The sequence below is a fragment of the Pseudomonas sp. BF-R-26 genome (genome assembly GCF_019947395.1).
GTDB classification, from domain to species: domain Bacteria; phylum Pseudomonadota; class Gammaproteobacteria; order Pseudomonadales; family Pseudomonadaceae; genus Aquipseudomonas; species Aquipseudomonas farris.
Genome location: NZ_JAGYGK010000015.1, coordinates 70,887 through 88,034 on the forward strand (window position 1 = coordinate 70,887; position 17,148 = coordinate 88,034).

Annotated in this window: 20 protein-coding genes; 13 read left to right on the forward strand and 7 right to left on the reverse strand. The window is 61.0% G+C overall.

Going from position 1 to position 17,148, the window contains the following annotated elements:
• Nucleotide 1: 1 nt before the first annotated feature.
• Together KGB18_RS22290 and KGB18_RS22295 are read right to left on the reverse strand one after the other, a co-directional pair.
• On the reverse strand, nucleotides 2-712 hold the full coding sequence (locus KGB18_RS22290) for an ABC transporter ATP-binding protein (RefSeq protein WP_052967069.1): 711 nt from the start codon (nucleotides 710-712) through the stop codon (nucleotides 2-4).
• Nucleotides 713-846: 134 nt separating this feature from the next.
• Nucleotides 847-1,449 (reverse strand): DUF2796 domain-containing protein, encoded by a 603-nt coding sequence (locus tag KGB18_RS22295; RefSeq protein WP_223570475.1) that lies wholly within the window; start codon nucleotides 1,447-1,449, stop codon nucleotides 847-849.
• A 135-nt stretch (nucleotides 1,450-1,584) separates the two neighbouring features.
• Between KGB18_RS22295 and KGB18_RS22300 the strand changes: the two genes are divergently transcribed.
• Entirely contained in the window at nucleotides 1,585-1,932 is a 348-nt protein-coding gene (locus KGB18_RS22300) for a hypothetical protein (protein WP_123720566.1), read from the forward strand.
• Between the two features lie 29 nt (nucleotides 1,933-1,961).
• Here the strand turns inward: KGB18_RS22300 and trxA are convergent, their stop codons facing one another.
• From trxA to KGB18_RS22315, 3 genes are all read right to left on the reverse strand, one after another.
• Entirely contained in the window at nucleotides 1,962-2,834 is an 873-nt protein-coding gene (gene trxA / locus KGB18_RS22305; protein WP_223570476.1) for a thioredoxin, read from the reverse strand.
• A gap of 193 nt (nucleotides 2,835-3,027) precedes the next feature.
• Complete coding sequence (locus tag KGB18_RS22310) at nucleotides 3,028-3,684, reverse strand: class I SAM-dependent methyltransferase (protein ID WP_123720564.1); 657 nt, start codon at nucleotides 3,682-3,684, stop codon at nucleotides 3,028-3,030.
• The gene (locus tag KGB18_RS22315; RefSeq protein WP_223570477.1) at nucleotides 3,681-4,145 is read right to left on the reverse strand and encodes a YbaY family lipoprotein; all 465 of its coding nucleotides are present in this window, start codon (nucleotides 4,143-4,145) and stop codon (nucleotides 3,681-3,683) included. The genes KGB18_RS22310 and KGB18_RS22315 overlap by 4 nt, the downstream gene beginning before the upstream one ends.
• A 117-nt stretch (nucleotides 4,146-4,262) precedes the next feature.
• Here KGB18_RS22315 and nrdR point away from each other — a divergent pair, with 117 nt between their 5' ends.
• The 12 genes from nrdR to KGB18_RS22375 all read left to right on the forward strand — a co-directional run bounded on the left by nrdR (nucleotide 4,263) and on the right by KGB18_RS22375 (nucleotide 13,041).
• Nucleotides 4,263-4,727: a transcriptional regulator NrdR gene (nrdR, locus tag KGB18_RS22320; RefSeq protein ID WP_007906838.1), complete on the forward strand. Its 465-nt coding sequence runs from the start codon at nucleotides 4,263-4,265 to the stop codon at nucleotides 4,725-4,727.
• Nucleotides 4,724-5,857 carry a bifunctional diaminohydroxyphosphoribosylaminopyrimidine deaminase/5-amino-6-(5-phosphoribosylamino)uracil reductase RibD gene (ribD, locus tag KGB18_RS22325; RefSeq protein ID WP_223570478.1) on the forward strand — a complete coding sequence of 378 codons (1,134 nt, stop codon included), beginning with the start codon at nucleotides 4,724-4,726 and terminating at the stop codon, nucleotides 5,855-5,857. Before nrdR ends, ribD begins: the two co-directional genes overlap by 4 nt.
• Nucleotides 5,858-5,904: 47 nt before the next feature.
• A complete protein-coding gene (locus KGB18_RS22330) occupies nucleotides 5,905-6,582 on the forward strand; it encodes a riboflavin synthase (protein ID WP_123720561.1) in 678 nt (225 codons plus the stop codon).
• Nucleotides 6,583-6,598: 16 nt separating this feature from the next.
• Nucleotides 6,599-7,690: a bifunctional 3,4-dihydroxy-2-butanone-4-phosphate synthase/GTP cyclohydrolase II gene (ribBA, locus tag KGB18_RS22335; RefSeq protein ID WP_007906834.1), complete on the forward strand. Its 1,092-nt coding sequence runs from the start codon at nucleotides 6,599-6,601 to the stop codon at nucleotides 7,688-7,690.
• Nucleotides 7,691-7,781: 91 nt separating this feature from the next.
• Nucleotides 7,782-8,258, forward strand: a complete 477-nt coding sequence (ribE, locus tag KGB18_RS22340; RefSeq protein WP_003228649.1) for a 6,7-dimethyl-8-ribityllumazine synthase — start codon at nucleotides 7,782-7,784, stop codon at nucleotides 8,256-8,258.
• Complete coding sequence (gene nusB / locus KGB18_RS22345; protein WP_038981348.1) at nucleotides 8,255-8,755, forward strand: transcription antitermination factor NusB; 501 nt, start codon at nucleotides 8,255-8,257, stop codon at nucleotides 8,753-8,755. The genes ribE and nusB overlap by 4 nt, the downstream gene beginning before the upstream one ends.
• Nucleotides 8,756-8,773: 18 nt before the next feature.
• On the forward strand, nucleotides 8,774-9,739 hold the full coding sequence (gene thiL / locus KGB18_RS22350; protein ID WP_123720560.1) for a thiamine-phosphate kinase: 966 nt from the start codon (nucleotides 8,774-8,776) through the stop codon (nucleotides 9,737-9,739).
• Nucleotides 9,736-10,239: a phosphatidylglycerophosphatase A gene (locus tag KGB18_RS22355; protein WP_008073949.1), complete on the forward strand. Its 504-nt coding sequence runs from the start codon at nucleotides 9,736-9,738 to the stop codon at nucleotides 10,237-10,239. The genes thiL and KGB18_RS22355 overlap by 4 nt, the downstream gene beginning before the upstream one ends.
• A 23-nt stretch (nucleotides 10,240-10,262) precedes the next feature.
• Complete coding sequence (locus KGB18_RS22360; RefSeq protein WP_223570479.1) at nucleotides 10,263-10,997, forward strand: substrate-binding periplasmic protein; 735 nt, start codon at nucleotides 10,263-10,265, stop codon at nucleotides 10,995-10,997.
• Nucleotides 10,998-11,207: 210 nt separating this feature from the next.
• Complete coding sequence (gene ribA / locus KGB18_RS22365) at nucleotides 11,208-11,825, forward strand: GTP cyclohydrolase II (RefSeq protein WP_052967080.1); 618 nt, start codon at nucleotides 11,208-11,210, stop codon at nucleotides 11,823-11,825.
• Nucleotides 11,822-12,241, forward strand: a complete 420-nt coding sequence (locus KGB18_RS22370; RefSeq protein ID WP_223570480.1) for an MFS transporter — start codon at nucleotides 11,822-11,824, stop codon at nucleotides 12,239-12,241. The genes ribA and KGB18_RS22370 overlap by 4 nt, the downstream gene beginning before the upstream one ends.
• Nucleotides 12,241-13,041 (forward strand): cobalamin-binding protein, encoded by an 801-nt coding sequence (locus KGB18_RS22375; RefSeq protein ID WP_123720558.1) that lies wholly within the window; start codon nucleotides 12,241-12,243, stop codon nucleotides 13,039-13,041. The genes KGB18_RS22370 and KGB18_RS22375 overlap by 1 nt, the downstream gene beginning before the upstream one ends.
• Nucleotides 13,042-13,178: 137 nt before the next feature.
• On the opposite strand, the gene KGB18_RS22380 is transcribed toward KGB18_RS22375, so the two are convergent.
• Together KGB18_RS22380 and dxs are read right to left on the reverse strand one after the other, a co-directional pair.
• On the reverse strand, nucleotides 13,179-15,062 hold the full coding sequence (locus KGB18_RS22380; RefSeq protein ID WP_223570481.1) for a TonB-dependent receptor domain-containing protein: 1,884 nt from the start codon (nucleotides 15,060-15,062) through the stop codon (nucleotides 13,179-13,181).
• A 169-nt stretch (nucleotides 15,063-15,231) separates the two neighbouring features.
• Nucleotides 15,232-17,130 carry a 1-deoxy-D-xylulose-5-phosphate synthase gene (gene dxs, locus KGB18_RS22385; protein WP_223570482.1) on the reverse strand — a complete coding sequence of 633 codons (1,899 nt, stop codon included), beginning with the start codon at nucleotides 17,128-17,130 and terminating at the stop codon, nucleotides 15,232-15,234.
• Between the last annotated feature and the right edge of the window lie 18 nt (nucleotides 17,131-17,148).

Sequence of the window (17,148 nt, forward strand, 5' to 3'; positions counted from 1 at the left end):
CTCAGACCTCGGACGGGGTGGCGGCGCGATTGAGATCGGCCAGCGACAGGTGGCGATCGAACAGCGGCGCGAGACTCTGGTCATGGCTGACAAACAACAGGCTCGACCCGGCTTCGCGGCATTCGGCGAACAGCAGGCGAATGAAGTTCTCGCGGGCGTCGTAGTCCAGCGCCGAGGTCGGTTCGTCGGCGATTACCAGTTCCGGCTGACCAATCAACGCACGCGCGGCGGCGACCCGTTGCTGCTGGCCGATGGACAGCGAATCGGCGCGGCGGCTGAGCAGGCTTTGATCGGTCAAACCCAGGTGGGCGAGCAGGGTGGCTGCCGCCTGATCGACACTGCCGTGACGCTGTTTCGCCCGTTCGGCCCGCAGCTTGGAGAAGTGACAGGGCAGCTCAACGTTCTCACGCACTGAGAGAAATGGCAGCAAGTTGAACTGCTGGAAGATGTAGCCGGTGTGATCGACGCGGAAGTGGTCGCGTGCGCCGGCAGAGAGCTCTGTCAGCTCCTGGCCGAGCAGGCGAATGCTGCCGTGATCAGGCTTTTGCACGCCACCAAGCAGGCCCAGCAGGGTGGTCTTGCCGCTGCCGCTGGGGCCTTTGAGGAACAGGGTTTCACCTGGCATGAGGCGAAACGCCGGGATGTCCAGCAGCGGCGGATGACCGGGCCAGCTGAAGCCCAGGTCGGACAGTTCGATGAGTGCTTGGGTCATGTAAAACCGGTCAGGTTGGTGGTGAACCCTGTGGGAGCGGGCTTGCTCGCGAAAGCGGTGTGTCAGTCACATCATTGCTATATGTGCTGCCGTCTTCGCGAGCAAGCCCGCTCCCACATTGGATTGGTGTCGGATCAGAATCTCAGGGCGGCAGCCTTGGCCGTCACTTCAACCCCTTGCTGTCCGCTCGGGCTGATCAGTTGTACCTGAATCTTCTGGGTGGCCGGGAATGTGTTGAAGATATTCGCCAGATCCAGGGTCTTCAACGCGCCCGGGGCCGAGCAGCTGAATTGGTAATGGGCATGGATCTCGCTGTGGTCATGGTGATGTTCGTGACCGTCCTTGGCCGCCTCGTGATCATCTTCGTCATGGTCGTCGGCATCCGGCTTGTCACCGAACAACGGACTTTCCAGTTCCTGAGTCGCGACCACGCAACCGGCGGCTTTCGGCAGGTTGAACAGCACCAGCGGTTTTTCCAGCTGCGCGCGAACGGTGGCGACTTTGGCCTTGTCGGCGTCGGTGGTGGCGGCGTGTTCGAAACCCACCAGGTTCATCGCCGGGCTTTCCAGTTCAAGTTCCAGAGTCTGGCCATCCAGCGCCGCGTTCAGGCGACCGACGCCATGTTCGTGGGCGCTGAGGCTGCCGTGTTCATCATGATCGTGATCATGCTCGACCGCCGCATGGGCGACAGCCAGCGGCAACAAGGCAAACGGCAAAGCGAGCAGCAGACGGCGCATGACGGGTCTCCGAAAAGTAAAATGAAAAATTTGTTATGTAATCTTATAACGAAAGTGCCGAGAGTTTGACCGTCTGCTTGGCGTTGCGCAAGACCCATGGGAGCATGCGAGTCAGGTATGTGCAGGAGCAGACTTATGTTGCGAATACGCGGAAGCATCGGCGACTGGCCGGTGGATTTGACCCTGGAACTGGATGAGGGCGACTGGGCGCAGCTTGGTGCGCAGTTGCAGGCAGCAAAGCCCGAGGCGAGTGCTACGCCCGCCAAACCGGTGAATCAGGACGATGCGCTGTGGCAGATCGCCCAAGAGCTGCTGCGCAAGGCCGGGCAATTGAGCGGGCCGGATCTGCTGGAGCAGCTGGAAGGGCTGACCGGCAGTGCAGCGGCGGGCAAGCGCTTGTTGGTGCGCTTGCGCCACTGCGCAAACGTCAAAGTGGTGAGCGGCGGGGATACGCCGCTATACAGCTGGATCAAGCCAGCGTAGGCGCTGCCGCAGGCTGCGATCTTTTGATTTTAATAAAGCGCAGCAAACAACTTGCGACGGTACGTGGTCACCAGCGGGTGATCGTTGCCCAGCAGTTCGAACACCTGCAGCAAGGTCTTGTGCGGCAAGCCTTCGTTGTAGCTGCGATTGCGGATGAACAGCTTCAGCAAGGCATCCAGCGCCGCGTCGTATTGCTGACGGGCCAGTTGCTGGATCGCCAGTTGATAGACCGCTTCATCGTCCTGCGGATTTTTCGCCAGACGCGCTTTCAGGTCTGCCGCGTCCGGCAAATCCCTGGCCTGACCGAGGAACTGGATCTGCGCCTTGGCGCCGGCCAGCGCTGCCTTGTGCTCATCGGTCTTGACCGCGTCGAGCACGATTTGCGCTTCACCCAGTTCGCCGCGCTCGGTGAGGCAGCGGGCATAGAGAATCAGCGCCTTGGCATTGGTGTTGTCTTCAGCCAGCAGTACTTTGAGCGTGGCTTCGGCGTCGGCGTAACGGCCGTCATCGAACAGCGCCTGAGCCTGTTCGAACGGGTCGGCCGCAGCGGGCGGCGGCATTTGCACGTGGGGTTCGAGCATCGTGCGCACAGCCGATTCCGGTTGTGCACCGGCAAAACCGTCCACCGGTTGACCGTCCTTGAACAGCACCACAGTCGGCAGGCTGCGAATGCCGAAACGCGCAACAATGTCCTGCTCGATGTCGCAATTGACCTTGGCCAGCAGCAACTCGCCCTGATAGTTCTCGGCGATGGTTTGCAGCATCGGCATCAAGGCCTTGCACGGCGCACACCATTCGGCCCAGAAATCCACCAGCACCGGTTTGTGAAAAGAGTTCTCGATCACCGACTGGTCGAAATCGGCAGTCGTGGCGTCGAAAATGTACGGCGTTTCCTGACTCATGGGGGATCTCGTAAAAACGTGAATGTGGTCACTATAAGGCTTGGTGGGGGGTGGCTGAAAGCGGGGTGGCCATTGAGTGATGTGTTGCCTGACGGGACACCTTCGCGGGCGAGCCTCGCTCCTACAGGTTCACCCTGATTTCGAAATCAACACCAACCCCTGTAGGAGCGAGGCTTGCCCGCGAAGCTTTTAGCTAACCACGCCGCGCGTGATAAAGACTCACATACCGAAACTCTTCAGGTTCGGCCAGATCCGGCAAGGTCATCGCTTCCAGCATTTCAAGGCGCTGATACAACGGATGGCGAAAATCCCTCACGCGCGAATCCGCCACCAACGCTTCCCGGCCACGGCTGAGAAACTCGTCGAGCAACGGCAGGTTTGCCCGGTCGTACAACACATCGGCCACCAGAATCAGATCAAACCGATCGGCCTCGGCGAAAAAGTCTGTCGAGTAGCTGAGTTGCACGCCATTGAGTTCGGCATTCGCTCGACACGCGGCAATCGCCAGCGGGTCCAGGTCACAGGCCACCACTTCCAGTGCCCCGGCTTTCACCGCCGCAATCCCGGCTATCCCAGAGCCGGCGCCGAAATCCAGCACCCGTTTACCTTCGACCCATTGCGGGTGCTCGGCGAGATAGCGAGCCACGGCCAGCCCACTGGCCCAGCAGAAACTCCAGTACGGCGGCTCGTGGAGAATCCGCCGGGTTTCTTCCGGGCTGAAGGCACGGTCCATGTTATCGCCGTCGATCAGCCAGAGTTTCAGTTCGGTGCCCGGTAACTCACAGGCTACAAGCTGTGCGTCGCCGAGCAGTTCACCTAACGCCTGTTGCAGGTCGAGCGGTGCAATCATGGTGCTTTGACGAATTGCAGCTGACCCAATACCTGGGTGGTTGGCTGTGTGATCATTTGCGCCGGCAGATGCAGAATCAACTGTCCGGACTGGCTGGCGCGGCCGCGAAGCTCGACGCGGGCACCGGTTGGAAAGGATTCAGGGTTGAAGCGCAGGCGAAACGGCAACGCCTGATTGGTGCCGATCAGGTTGGAACTGGCGAGCAATAGTTGCGGACGATCCTTTTCGTCGACCACCAGCAACGCCAGTTCGACTTCGGCACCGGCCGGCACGCCCTGCAGGGTGCCGCTCAATTCACGTTGATAAGCCGGCAGGGGGCCGAGCTCGGCCGACGCCTTGGCTTTCTTCTGCGCCTGTTGCGGTGCAGGGCCGGGCGTTGGTGGTTGGGGCTTGGGCGCATCACTGCCACAGGCCACCAACAGGCTGAAAAGACTGAGCAAAATGAGTGGTCGTAAAGACATTGGCGGCTCCAGCAAGCGAAATCCATATACAGCCAGTCTGTATACCGCAAACCCTATGGCTTGTCTTGCCACGGGGATGCGCTACCATGGCCCTCCCATTTTTTGTTGCCTGCCACCATGCACTGTCCCTTCTGCGGTGCCAACGACACCAAGGTCATCGACTCGCGTCTGGTCGCCGAGGGCGAACAGGTGCGCCGCCGGCGTGAATGCCTGGCCTGCGGCGAACGTTTCACGACGTTCGAAACCGCTGAACTGGTGTTGCCGCGCCTGATCAAAACCGACGGCAGTCGCCAGCCGTTCGACGAAGAAAAACTCCGTGCCGGCATGCAGCGGGCGCTGGAGAAGCGCCCGGTGAGTGTCGAGCGCCTCGAATCGTCGCTGGTGCACATCAAACACAAGCTGCGCGCCACCGGCGAGCGCGAGGTCAAATCCCTCGTGGTTGGCGAACTGGTGATGGCCGAGCTGAAGAAGCTTGATGAAGTCGCCTATATCCGCTTCGCTTCGGTGTACCGACGCTTCCAGGACCTCAACGAGTTCCGCGAAGAGATCGATCGCCTCGCCCGTGAGCCGGTGAAAGAATGACCACACCTCCCGAACAAGCCATCCTCGACGCGCATTACATGGCCCGGGCTCTGGAACTGGCGCGCAAAGGTCATTACACGACGCATCCCAACCCTCGTGTTGGCTGCGTGGTGGTGCGTGACGGGCAGATTGTCGGCGAAGGCTGGCATGTGCGCACCGGCGAACCGCACGCCGAAGTCCACGCCCTGCGCGCCGCTGGCGACAAGGCGCGGGGCGCCACGGCTTACGTGACCCTCGAACCTTGCAGCCACCACGGCCGCACGCCGCCTTGCGCCGATGCGCTGGTGAATGCCGGTGTGGCGCGTGTCGTTGCGGCGATGCAGGACCCGAACCCGGAAGTCGCCGGTCGTGGTCTGCAGCGCCTGGCCCAGGCCGGTATCGCCACTGAAAGCGGCGTGCTGGAAGGCGAGGCGCGCAAGCTCAATCAAGGCTTCCTAAAACGCATGGAACACGGCTTGCCGTTTGTGCGGGTCAAGTTGGCGATGAGCCTCGACGGTCGCACGGCGATGGAGAGCGGCGAGAGCCAGTGGATCACAGGTACAGCGGCGCGTTCGGCGGTACAGCGTTTGCGCGCCGAGGCCAGCGTGGTGCTGACCGGCGCCGACACGGTACTGGCGGACAATGCGCGCTTGACCGTACGTGCCGACGAGTTGGGTCTGGACGCTGAACAAACCGCGTTGGCCATGAGCCGTCCGCCGCTTCGCGTGCTGATCGACGGTCGCCTGCGGGTGCCGCTGAATGCACCGTTCTTCAAGGCGGGTCCGGCACTGGTCGCCACGTGTGTCGCGGTGGAAGAACAGTACGCCAACGGCCCGGAATGCCTGATCGTGCCGGGCGATGATGGCCAGGTCGATCTGCATCAGTTACTGGTCGAACTCGCCAACCGTGGCGTCAATGACGTGCTGGTTGAAGCCGGCCCGCGACTGGCTGGCGCGTTTGCCCAGCTCGGGCTGGTGGACGAATTCCAGATCTTCATCGCCGGCAAGTTTCTCGGCTCCTCGGCCCGTCCCTTACTGGACTGGCCACTGACGCAGATGAAAGACGCGCCTGAGCTCAAAATCACCGAAATCCGTGCGGTTGGCGATGACTGGCGAGTCACTGCCATCCCTGCGCCATCGGCGAGCGTATAATTCCCGGCCATTGCTCTAGCGCTGGCTCTGTTCTCGAGGAGGACTCCATGTTTACCGGCATCATCGAATCCATCGGCAGTATTCGTGCATTGACCCCAAAAGGCGGAGATGTGCGGGTTTACGTAGAAACCGGCAAGCTCGACCTGAGCGACGTCAAGCTGGGCGACAGCATTGCCGTCAATGGCGTGTGCCTGACGGCGGTTGAACTGCCGGGCAATGGCTTTGCGGCGGACGTCAGTCGCGAAACCCTCGACTGCACCGCAATGAATGATCTCAAAAGCGGCAGCCCGGTCAACCTGGAAAAAGCCCTGACTCCGACCACTCGCCTCGGCGGGCACCTGGTCAGCGGTCACGTCGATGGCGTGGGCGAAGTGGTTGCCCGCACGGAAAATGCCCGCGCCGTGGAATTTCGCATCCGTGCCCCGAAAGACCTGGCCAAGTACATCGCCCATAAAGGCTCGATCACCGTCGACGGCACCAGCCTGACCGTGAACGCAGTCGATGGCGCCGAGTTCTTGCTGACCATCATTCCGCACACCCTGAGCGAAACCATCATGGCGTCGTACCAGCCAGGTCGCCGGGTGAATCTGGAAGTCGACTTGCTGGCACGTTATCTGGAACGCCTGTTGTTGGGCGATAAGGCCGCAGAGTCTGACTCTTCGCAAAGGCCGTCCAGTAACATCACCGAAAGCTTTCTGGCCGCCAACGGCTACCTCAAATCCTGACCCAAGGGGGTGCCTTGTGGCGCTCAATAGCATCGAAGAACTGGTTGAAGACATCCGCCAAGGCAAGATGGTCATCCTCATGGATGACGAAGACCGCGAGAACGAAGGCGACCTGATCATGGCCGCCGAGTGCTGCCAGCCTGAACACATCAACTTCATGGCCAAGCACGCCCGTGGCCTGATCTGCATGCCGATGAGCCGCGAGCGCTGCGAACTGCTCAAGCTGCCGTTGATGGCGCCACGCAACGGTTCCGGTTTCGGCACCAAGTTCACCGTGTCCATCGAAGCTGCCGAAGGCGTGACCACCGGTATCTCCGCGGCCGACCGTGCGCGCACCGTGCAAGCCGCTGCCGCCAAAGACGCCAAGGCTGAAGACATCGTCAGCCCCGGCCACATCTTCCCGCTGATGGCCCAGGCCGGCGGTACGCTGGCCCGCGCCGGTCACACCGAAGCTGCCTGCGATCTGGCGCGCATGGCCGGTTTCGAGCCGAGCGGTGTGATCTGCGAAGTGATGAACGACGACGGCACCATGTCCCGTCGCGCCGAACTCGAAGCGTTTGCCGCTGAACACAACATCAAGATCGGCACCATCGCCGACCTGATTCACTACCGGATGATCCACGAACGTACCGTTCAGCGGATTGCCGAGCAGCCGCTGGACAGCGAATTGGGCCAGTTCAACCTGGTGACCTATCGTGATTCGGTAGAAGGCGACGTGCACATGGCCCTGACCCTGGGCACCGTGTGCGCCGAAGAGCCGACGCTGGTCCGGGTGCACAACATGGACCCGCTGCGTGACCTGTTGATGGTCAAACAACCGGGCCGCTGGAGCCTGCGCGCCGCCATGGCTGCGGTTGCCGAGGCTGGCAGCGGCGTGGTGCTGTTGCTCGGTCACCCGCTCGATGGCGACGTGTTGCTGGCGCATATCCGCGAAACCGCGGATCACAGCGCAGTGAAAAAACCGACCACCTACAGCATCGTCGGTGCCGGTTCGCAGATCCTTCGGGACCTGGGCGTGCGCAAAATGCGCCTGATGAGTGCGCCGATGAAATTTAATGCGATATCCGGTTTCGATCTGGAAGTTGTAGAATACGTGCCCTCCGAATAATGACCGGCAATTTGCGGGCCTGTATTCGCGGTTAACACATCACTGAGGGACGCGTAGAAAACGCGTCCCGGCTCTTTAAGAGATCTAACGAATGACCCTGAAGACCATCGAAGGTACCTTCATCGCCCCTAAAGGCCGCTACGCTTTGGTAGTGGGCCGTTTCAACAGCTTCGTCGTTGAAAGCCTGGTCAGCGGTGCAGTTGATGCCCTGGTTCGCCATGGCGTGAGCGAAAGCGACATCACCATCATCCGTGCGCCTGGCGCCTTCGAAATCCCGCTGGTTGCGCAGAAAGTCGCTCAGAAGGGCGAGTTCGCGGCAATCATCGCCTTGGGCGCAGTCATTCGTGGCGGTACTCCGCACTTCGAATACGTGGCTGGCGAATGCACCAAGGGCCTGGCCCAGGTGTCCATGGAGTTCGGCGTACCGGTCGCTTTCGGCGTACTGACCGTTGATTCCATCGAACAAGCCATCGAACGTTCCGGCACCAAGGCCGGTAACAAAGGTGCTGAAGCTGCCCTGTCCGCCCTGGAAATGGTCAGCCTGCTGGCGCAGTTGGAGGCCAAGTGATTAGCGACGATAGCGATCGTTTCAACCCGCGCGATCCAAAGCCTGCGGATGCCGGCAAGCCATCGAAAAGCGTCAAGCGTCGCGAAGCACGTCAGCTCGCGACTCAGGCGCTGTACCAATGGCATATGGCCAAGCAATCGCTGAACGAGATCGAAGCGCAGTTCCGGGTCGATAACGATTTCAGCGATGTCGATGGCGCCTACTTCCGTGAAATCCTGCATGGGGTTCCGGCTCAGAAGGACCGGATCGACGCCGCACTGGCGCCATGCCTGGACATCACCATCGAAGAGCTGGACCCGGTTGAACTGGCGGTTCTGCGCCTGTCCACCTGGGAGCTGCTTGAGCGCGTTGATGTGCCGTACCGCGTTGTGATCAACGAAGGTATCGAACTGGCCAAGGTCTTCGGTTCCACCGACGGCCACAAGTTCGTCAACGGCGTGCTCGACAAGCTGGCCCCGCGTCTGCGTGAAGCTGAAGTGAAGGCGTTCAAGCGCTGATCGGCGCTTGAGTTTGCGATGGGCGAGTTTGAGCTGATCCGCAATTTCTTCGCCGCCGCGCCTTGTGCGCAGGGCGGCGAAGGCGTTGCCCTCGGGATCGGCGACGACTGCGCCTTGCTGGCTGTTCCCCCCGGGGAGCAGTTGGCGATTTCCACCGACACACTCGTGGCCGGTGTGCATTTCGCAGACCCCTGCGACCCGTTTCTGCTCGGTCAGCGCTCGCTGGCTGTGGCTGTCAGTGATCTGGCCGCCATGGGCGCCACTCCCATTGCCTTTACCCTTGCCCTGACCTTGCCGACGGTGACCACCGATTGGCTGGAAGCCTTCGCTCGTGGTTTGAACCTCATGGCGCAAAATTGCGGTGTGGCGCTGGTGGGTGGAGATACCACCCGCGGGCCGTTGAGCCTGACCATGACTGTGTTCGGTCGAGTGCCGGCCGGTTTGGCGTTGACCCGCAGCGGCGCACAGCCGGGCGATTTGCTCTGCGTGGGCGGTGAGCTGGGGAACGGTGCGGGCGCATTGCCGCTGGTGCTCGGTCAGCGAATGGCTGACCCGGCCATCGCTGATCCGTTGCGTGCCCATTACTGGTCGCCGCAACCGCAGCTGGGTCTGGGCATGGCGTTGCGCGGCAGAGCCACTGCGGCGCTGGACATCTCCGACGGCCTGCTCGCCGACTGCGGGCACATTGCCCTGGCGTCGAAAGTCGGGGTTCAGGTAGAGCGCAGTAAGCTGCCGTTGTCGAAGGCGCTGCTGGCCTTCCTCGGTCAGTCTGGCGCTGAGCAAGCCGCCCTGAGCGGCGGTGACGATTACGTGCTGGCCTTCACCTTGCCGCCCGCCGAGTTGCCATCGTTGCTGGCGGACGGCTGGCCGATCCATGTGCTTGGGCGGGTCGTAGCAGGGCAGGGCGTGACACTGCTGGATGCCGACGGACACGACATCACCCCGCCAATCCGGGGTTATCAACATTTTCGGGAGACACCGTGACAGATCATCCCAAACAGGTCCCGGCGGAGTTCGTACCGCCGTCGGTCTGGCGCAATCCTTGGCATTTCCTGGCGTTCGGCTTCGGCTCGGGCACCCTGCCAAAAGCGCCGGGCACCTGGGGTTCGTTAGTGGCGCTACCCTTCATTCCGTTGTGGCAGATGCTGCCCGACTGGGGCTACTGGCTGATGCTCGGCATCACCATGCTGTTCGGCTTCTGGCTGTGCGGCAAGGTCGCCGATGATTTGCGCGTGCACGACCACGAAGGCATCGTCTGGGACGAAATGGTCGGGATGTGGATCACCCTGTGGCTGGTGCCGGAAGGTTGGTATTGGTTGCTGGCGGGGTTCCTGATGTTCCGCTTCTTCGACATCCTCAAACCTTGGCCGATTCATTGGATCGACCGGCATGTGCACGGTGGTGTCGGGATCATGCTCGACGACGTGCTGGCAGGCGTATTTGCGTGGTTGGCGATGCAAGGGCTGGTGTGGTTTTTCGTCTGAGGCGTCAAGTGGGAAAACCGGGGATGGCGCGACGCGGGTTGCTGCTGATGGTTTTCGCGGTGTTTTGCTCGCTCGCCCGGGCGGAGGATGCACCGACGCCGTCCGTGATTCATCTGGCCAGCGAAGCCTGGGAAGACTATACAGCCGCCGATGGTCATGGCTTGGGCTGGGACGTGTTGCGCAAAGTGTTCGAGCCGGCGGGCGTCAAACTGGATATTCGAACCGAACCTTATACGCGCGCCATGGGCCTGGCACAGCGTGGCGAAGTGGACGCTTGTGTCGGTTCTTATCGGGAAGAGGCGAGCGACCTGCTTTATCCGCACTGGAATTTCGATACCGATCACATCTACGCATTGGGCCTGGCCAGCAATCCGGCACCGACCCTGGATACCTTGGGCGACTACCGATTGGCGTGGGTGCGCGGCTACAAATATCAGGCTTATCTGCCCAATGTGCAGCGCTATAACGAAGTCGTGCGGCGGACGGGAATTTTGTCGATGCTGACCCACAACCGCGCTGATTACTACGTCGATGCGCTGACCGAAGTCGATTACGTCGTTAGCCGAGCCCAAGACCCATCGCAGTTTCGTCGCACGCATATTGCGGAATTACCGCTGTTTCTGTGCTTTGCCGATACACCTCGGGCCCGCACGTTGATGGCGCTGTTCGATCAGCGCATGGAAGTGCTGGTAAAAAACGGCCAGTTGAAACCGATCTTTGCAAAGTGGAAACAGCCGTACCCGTTTGGCACAGACTGAATACGGTCAATGTGGGAGCAACTGTCTTGATGACCTTTATTTTGAAGGCATATTGATAGACAGCTGAACTCCCACAGGGTCGTTGGCTTGGTCTCTTGATCAAACATTTTGATCGTTATGCCCCATAATTCAGCCTAAGCGTCTGCAGGAACGTGCTGTTACAATGCCGCCTCTGCGAATCTTCAGTACTTATAGATCAGGAGCACACCGGTGCCTGTCGTTTTTGTCGCCGCTTCCAAGCTGCCAACGCCTTTTGCGCAATTCACCATGCATGGCTTTCTCGATGAAGAGAACGGGCGCGAGCACGTGGTGCTGAGCCTGGGTGATTTTGCCGATGGCGCTCCGGTACTCGGCCGGTTGCACTCCGAATGCCTGACGGGCGATGCTTTGTTCAGCCAGCGCTGCGACTGCGGCTCGCAACTCGAGGCAGCCTTGCAGGCAATCGCCCGTGAAGGCCGTGGCGTGTTGCTCTACTTGCGTCAGGAAGGTCGCGGCATTGGCCTGTTGAACAAGATCCGCGCCTATGAATTGCAGGACGGCGGTGCCGATACTGTTGAAGCCAACGAGCGTCTGGGTTTCGCCGCCGATCAGCGCGACTACGCCATGTGCCTGCCGATGCTGGAGCACCTGGGCGTGAAGTCCCTGCGTCTGATGACCAACAATCCACGCAAGGTCAAAGCCTTGACCGACATGGGCATCGTGGTTGCCGAGCGCGTGCCGCTGCACACCGGGCACAACCCGCACAACAAACTCTATCTGGCGACCAAGGCCAGCAAGCTCGACCATATGATGGGCAACGAACATCAGGGCGAGGTTGACCGGGCGTGACCCGCGGTCAGGTACGGCGGCGACTGTCCGTCAACTGGTGGCAATACCTGGCGCTGGCCTTGGTGCCACTGTTCGTGATCAATGGTGTATTCGGCCAAAGCGAGGCGATTCTGCCGGTGCTGGCTATGCCATTGTTCATCGCCGGTGTGGCCTCGATGTTTGTCAGCCTGAAGTTCTTTGGCGGCTACAAGCACGCACTGATCGCCACCCAGAAAGCCCTCGATACCCCTGAAGAACCCGATGCCTGGATCGCCCTGGCCGCAAAACGCCGCACCGCGTTTCTGGCTGCCGGCCTGCCCGCCTGGATCGGTGCGCTGGCGGTATTCGTCGGTCTTGAAGCTGTGCCGCTGGTGCTGCTGGCGCTGTCGACCGCGGTGCTGTTCTACCTCTACCGTATCCCGCGTCAACTCGGCTGATGCGCAGCGTCTGGCTGGCGGTGTTGCTGCTGGCCGTCAGCGGTTCGGCGACTGCGGTCGAGCGGGTTGTCAGTCTGGCACCGTCGCTTTCTGAAATTGTCATTGAGCTGAACTCGGCTGACCTGCTGGTCGGTGTGCTGGATGCCGGCGAACGTCCCGCTGAACTCAAAGACATTCCTTCTGTTGGCAGTTACGGCCAGTTGGACATGGAACGACTGCTCAGCCTCAAACCCGATCTGTTGCTGCTCTGGCCGGGCAGTGTGGGGCCGGCTCAGCGTGAGCAGCTAAAACGGCTGAACATTCCCACCTATGTCGCCGAACCCCACAACCTAGAGCAACTTACCGCCCAGATTGAAGTAATCGCTACGCAACTCGGCAGAGCGGAGCGTGGCGTTTCATTGGCCGAAAATCTGCGTCAACGCCTCGATTCCCTGCGCCAGCGCTATCGAAGGGATGAACCGTTACGGGTGTTTTATCAAGTCTGGGACCGGCCGCTGTACACCGTGGGCGGCGGGCAGATCATCAGCGATGCGCTAGCGGTGTGCGGGGCGCGCAATGTGTTTGCCGACCTGACGCAGCCTGCTCCGCAGGTCAGTGTGGAGGCGGTGCTGCAGCGCAATCCCGAGGTGATTCTGGCCAGTGATCAGGCGCAGCTTGATGCGTGGAAGACCTGGCCTCAGGTGACGGCGGTGGCGCAGGGGCAATTGCTGCTGGTGACGGACAAAGGCCTGGAGCGGCCGAGTGGGCAGATGATCGAAGCGACTGCCAAGTTGTGCCAGTTGATCGCGCCCGACCTCTGAGACCGAGGTGCCTGCTTCGCGAGCAAGCCCGCTCCCACATTGATCTGTGTCATGCACAAAATGTATGTCTGCACGCGATTAACTGTGGGAGCGGGCTTGCTCGCGAAGAGGCCAGATCAAACACAGCAAGTTTCAGCTTAGAGCTCCGGCGTCCACGTCACCCCGAACATCCACGCCCGGCCTTCCTCGCGATACCCATACTGACTGCCGTCATGGCTGTACAACGCCCGGCTGTAGCCCTTGTCCAGCAGGTTGTCGACCTTCAATTCCAGCTTGATCTCGCGATTCAGCGCCCAACTGCTGCGCAACCCCAACAACGCATACCCGCCTAACGGCTGCTGGTTGTTCTCGTCGTCATAACTGCTGCTCACCGCTTGCCAACTGGCCCCGAGGCCGAGCCGGTCGAACTGCCGATCCAGATCCAGGCTCAAAGTCCGCCGTGCACGACGGGCGAGGGTGTGGCCGCTGTCGCGATCCCGTGGGTCGATGATCGCCACGCCGAGGTTGCTCTGCCAGCCGAACAGCTCTTGTTTCAAGGCCGCTTCAAAACCGTTGATGCGCGCCGAAGCGACGTTCGCCGGACGATTGTTGCTGCCGAAAATAATCGCGTCTTCCAGATCGGTGCGGTACAGCGAAGCTTCCAGGCGACTGGTTTCTGTCAGCTGACTGCGCCATTGCAGCTCATAACTTTTCGAGGTTTCGGGCTTCAGGTCCGGATTGCTGAAGTCCGGGTAGTACAGATCGTTGAAGGTCGGCGCGCGGAAGCCTTCACTGTAGGTCAACAGCACATCGTTGTCCGGGTTCAGCGGCAGAGTGAACGTGCCGCTCCAGCTGTTCTGGCTGCCGAACTGCTGGTTCTGGTCGCGACGCAGGCCCAGTTCGGTAGAGAAGCTGTCCGCCTGATAGCGATGCTGGATAAACGCTGCGCGATTCCAGCGGCTGTCTTCGTCGAACGCTGTGCTGCTGTTGATTCGGTCTTCGTACCAGTCGCCGCCGAGGATCAGGCTGTTGCGCTCATCCAGGGTCAGGTCGTTCTGCCAGTTCACCGAATCGCGGTAAGTGTTGAACACGCTGCGCTCGTCGCTGAGCTTGTCGAGCGTCTTCTCGCGGTTTTCGCTGTGTCCGAACTCGACGCGGGTTTTCCATTGGTCATTGATCCGCGCGTCGACATAACTGCTGACGCTGCTCACAGAGAACTCGCTGTAGGGCTGCTGCTGGAGCGATTCGAAGGTGTTCATGTCGAAGCGGCCGAACGGGTTGTCGAACGCGCTTTTGCCTTGGTTGTCCAGCAGGTTGGCGCCGACTTCGATGTCATCGGTGAGGGCGTGACTCAGGCTTAAGCTGACCGATTTATTGCGGTATTCATCGTGATCGCCATCACTGGGATAAGACTGGTGGGTGCGATTGATGCCTGCCGTTTCATCAAGGCTGGCACCGAGATTGAAGCGGGTCTGCGCGTCGCCGCCGGACAATCCGAGGCTGCGCTCCCAGGTCTGGTTGCTGCCAACCCCAACGTGCATGCGTGGTTGCAGGCCTTGTTCGTCGCCACGGCGGGTGAAGATCTGGATCACCCCGCCAATCGCATCGCTGCCGTAAATCACCGAGCGGGAGCCGCGCAGCACTTCCACGCGCTCGACCTGTTCGATGTTGATGTGTTGCAGGTTGCTGTCGCCGGAGGTCGAGTTGCCGATGCGCTGCCCGTCGACCAGCACCAGGCTTTGCGCCGACTTGGTACCACGAATGTAGACCCCCGGCAGACTGCCGCGCCCACCGGTTTGCCCGACCTGCACGCCCGGTACGCGGCGCAGCAGGTCAGTGACACTGCTCGGTTGCAGACGATCGATGTCTTCGCGGGTGAACACCGTGTTGGCAGCGCTGCTGTCGTTGCGCGCTTCGACCTGACGGTTGGCGCTGATCAGTACGTCCGGCAGTTTCAGGGCCTGGTCGCGTTCGAAGGTGTCGGCCAAGAGTTGGCCGGCCGGCAGGAGGGTCAGCATCAGGGCAAAAGGGGAGAGTTTCATGAGCAGTCCGTTGACACACTTTAAAGCGAACACATTCTGAAGGTTGCATAAAACCAATGTGGGAGCGGGCTTGCCCGCGATGACGGTGTGTCAGTCAATGAATAAGTTGACTGTCATTCCGCTATCGCGGGCAAGCCCGCTCCCACAGGGTTTTGCGTATGCCTAATGTTTAGATATTCAGCAGTTGCAAGCGCTGACGCACTGCTTCTTCGATCCCAACCTCATCCAGCCCACACTCCGCCAGCATTTGCGCAGGCTTGGCGTGCTCGACGTAGATGTCCGGCAAGCCCAGATGCAGCACCGACTTGAGGATGTTTTCGCGGGCAAGGAACTCGCTGACCGCGCCACCGGCACCGCCCATGATTGCGTTCTCTTCGATGGTCACCAGCAGTTCGTGACTGCCAGCGATTTCGCGAACCAGTGCTTCGTCGAGCGGTTTGACGAAACGCATGTCGACCACGGTCGCATCCAGTTTCTCGGCGACTTTCAGTGCCTCGGCCAATTGCACGCCGAACACCAGCAGGGCGACTTTGCTGCCCTGACGGCGAACGACACCCTTGCCGATTTCAATCGGTTCGAGGTCTTTCGTGATCGGCGCATTCGGGCCGGTGCCGCGCGGATAACGCACCGCCGCCGGGCCGTTGTACAGGTGGCCGGTGCTGAGCATTTTGCGCAGTTCGTTTTCGTCGCTCGGGGTCATCACCAGCATGCCGGGGATGCAACGCAGGAACGACAGGTCGAAGCTACCCGCGTGCGTCGGGCCGTCTTCACCCACCAGGCCAGCGCGGTCGATGGCGAACAGAACGTCGAGGTTTTGCACCGCGACGTCATGAATCAGTTGGTCGTAAGCGCGTTGCAGGAACGTCGAATAGATCGCCACCACCGGTTTGGCGCCTTCGCAGGCCATGCCGGCGGCGAGGGTCACGGCGTGTTGCTCGGCAATCGCCACGTCGAAATAACGCTCCGGGAAGCGCTCGCTGAAGGCCACCAAGTCGGAGCCTTCCTTCATCGCCGGGGTAATCCCGACCAGACGCGGATCGACCGTGGCCATGTCGCACAGCCATTCACCGAACACACCGGAATACTTCGGCCCGCCGGCTTTCTTCGGCGCGGCGGCCGGAGCATCCACAGGTTCGAGCTTGGTGATGGCGTGGTAACCGATCGGGTCGACTTCCGCCGGAGCGAAGCCTTTGCCTTTCTTGGTGACCACGTGCAGGAATTGCGGGCCTTTCAGATCGCGCATGTTGCGCAGGGTGGCGATCAGGGTCGGCAGGTCGTGGCCATCGATCGGGCCGATGTAGTTCCAGCCCAGCTCTTCGAACAGCGTGCCGGGGACCAGCATGCCTTTGGCATATTCTTCGGTACGACGGGCGATTTCCCAAGCGCCAGGCAGGCGCGACAGAACCTTTTTGCTGCCTTCGCGCATGCTCGCGTAAGTGCGGCTGGAAAGGATTTTCGCCAGATAGTTCGACAGCCCGCCGACGTTGCGCGAGATCGACATGTCGTTGTCGTTGAGGATCACCAGCATGTTGGCGTCCACTTCCGGCGCGTGGTTCAGCGCCTCGAAGGCCATGCCCGCGGTCAGTGCGCCGTCGCCGATCACTGCAATCGCCTTGCGATCACTGTGTTGCAGGCGGGCGGCAATCGCCATGCCCAGCGCTGCGCTGATCGACGTGCTGGAGTGGCCAACGCCAAAGGTGTCGTACTCACTCTCGGAACGACGCGGGAAGGCGGCAACGCCGTCCTTCTGGCGCAGGGTACCCATGCGCTCGCGACGGCCGGTGAGGATTTTGTGCGGGTAGGCCTGATGACCCACGTCCCACACCAGCCGGTCATCCGGGGTGTCGAAGACGTAATGCAACGCGATAGTCAGCTCGATGACGCCCAGGCCGGCACCGAAATGCCCACCGGTCTGACCGACCGTGTAGAGCAATTCCAGGCGCAACTCATCAGCCAGGGTTTCCAGCTCGGCTTCGCCTAACCGGCGCAGGCCGTCCGGCGTGTTGGCACGGTCGAGCAGGGGCGTGGTCGGGCGCTTGCGGGGAATCTCATGAAACGTCGTGGGCATCAGGCGAATCGTTATAGG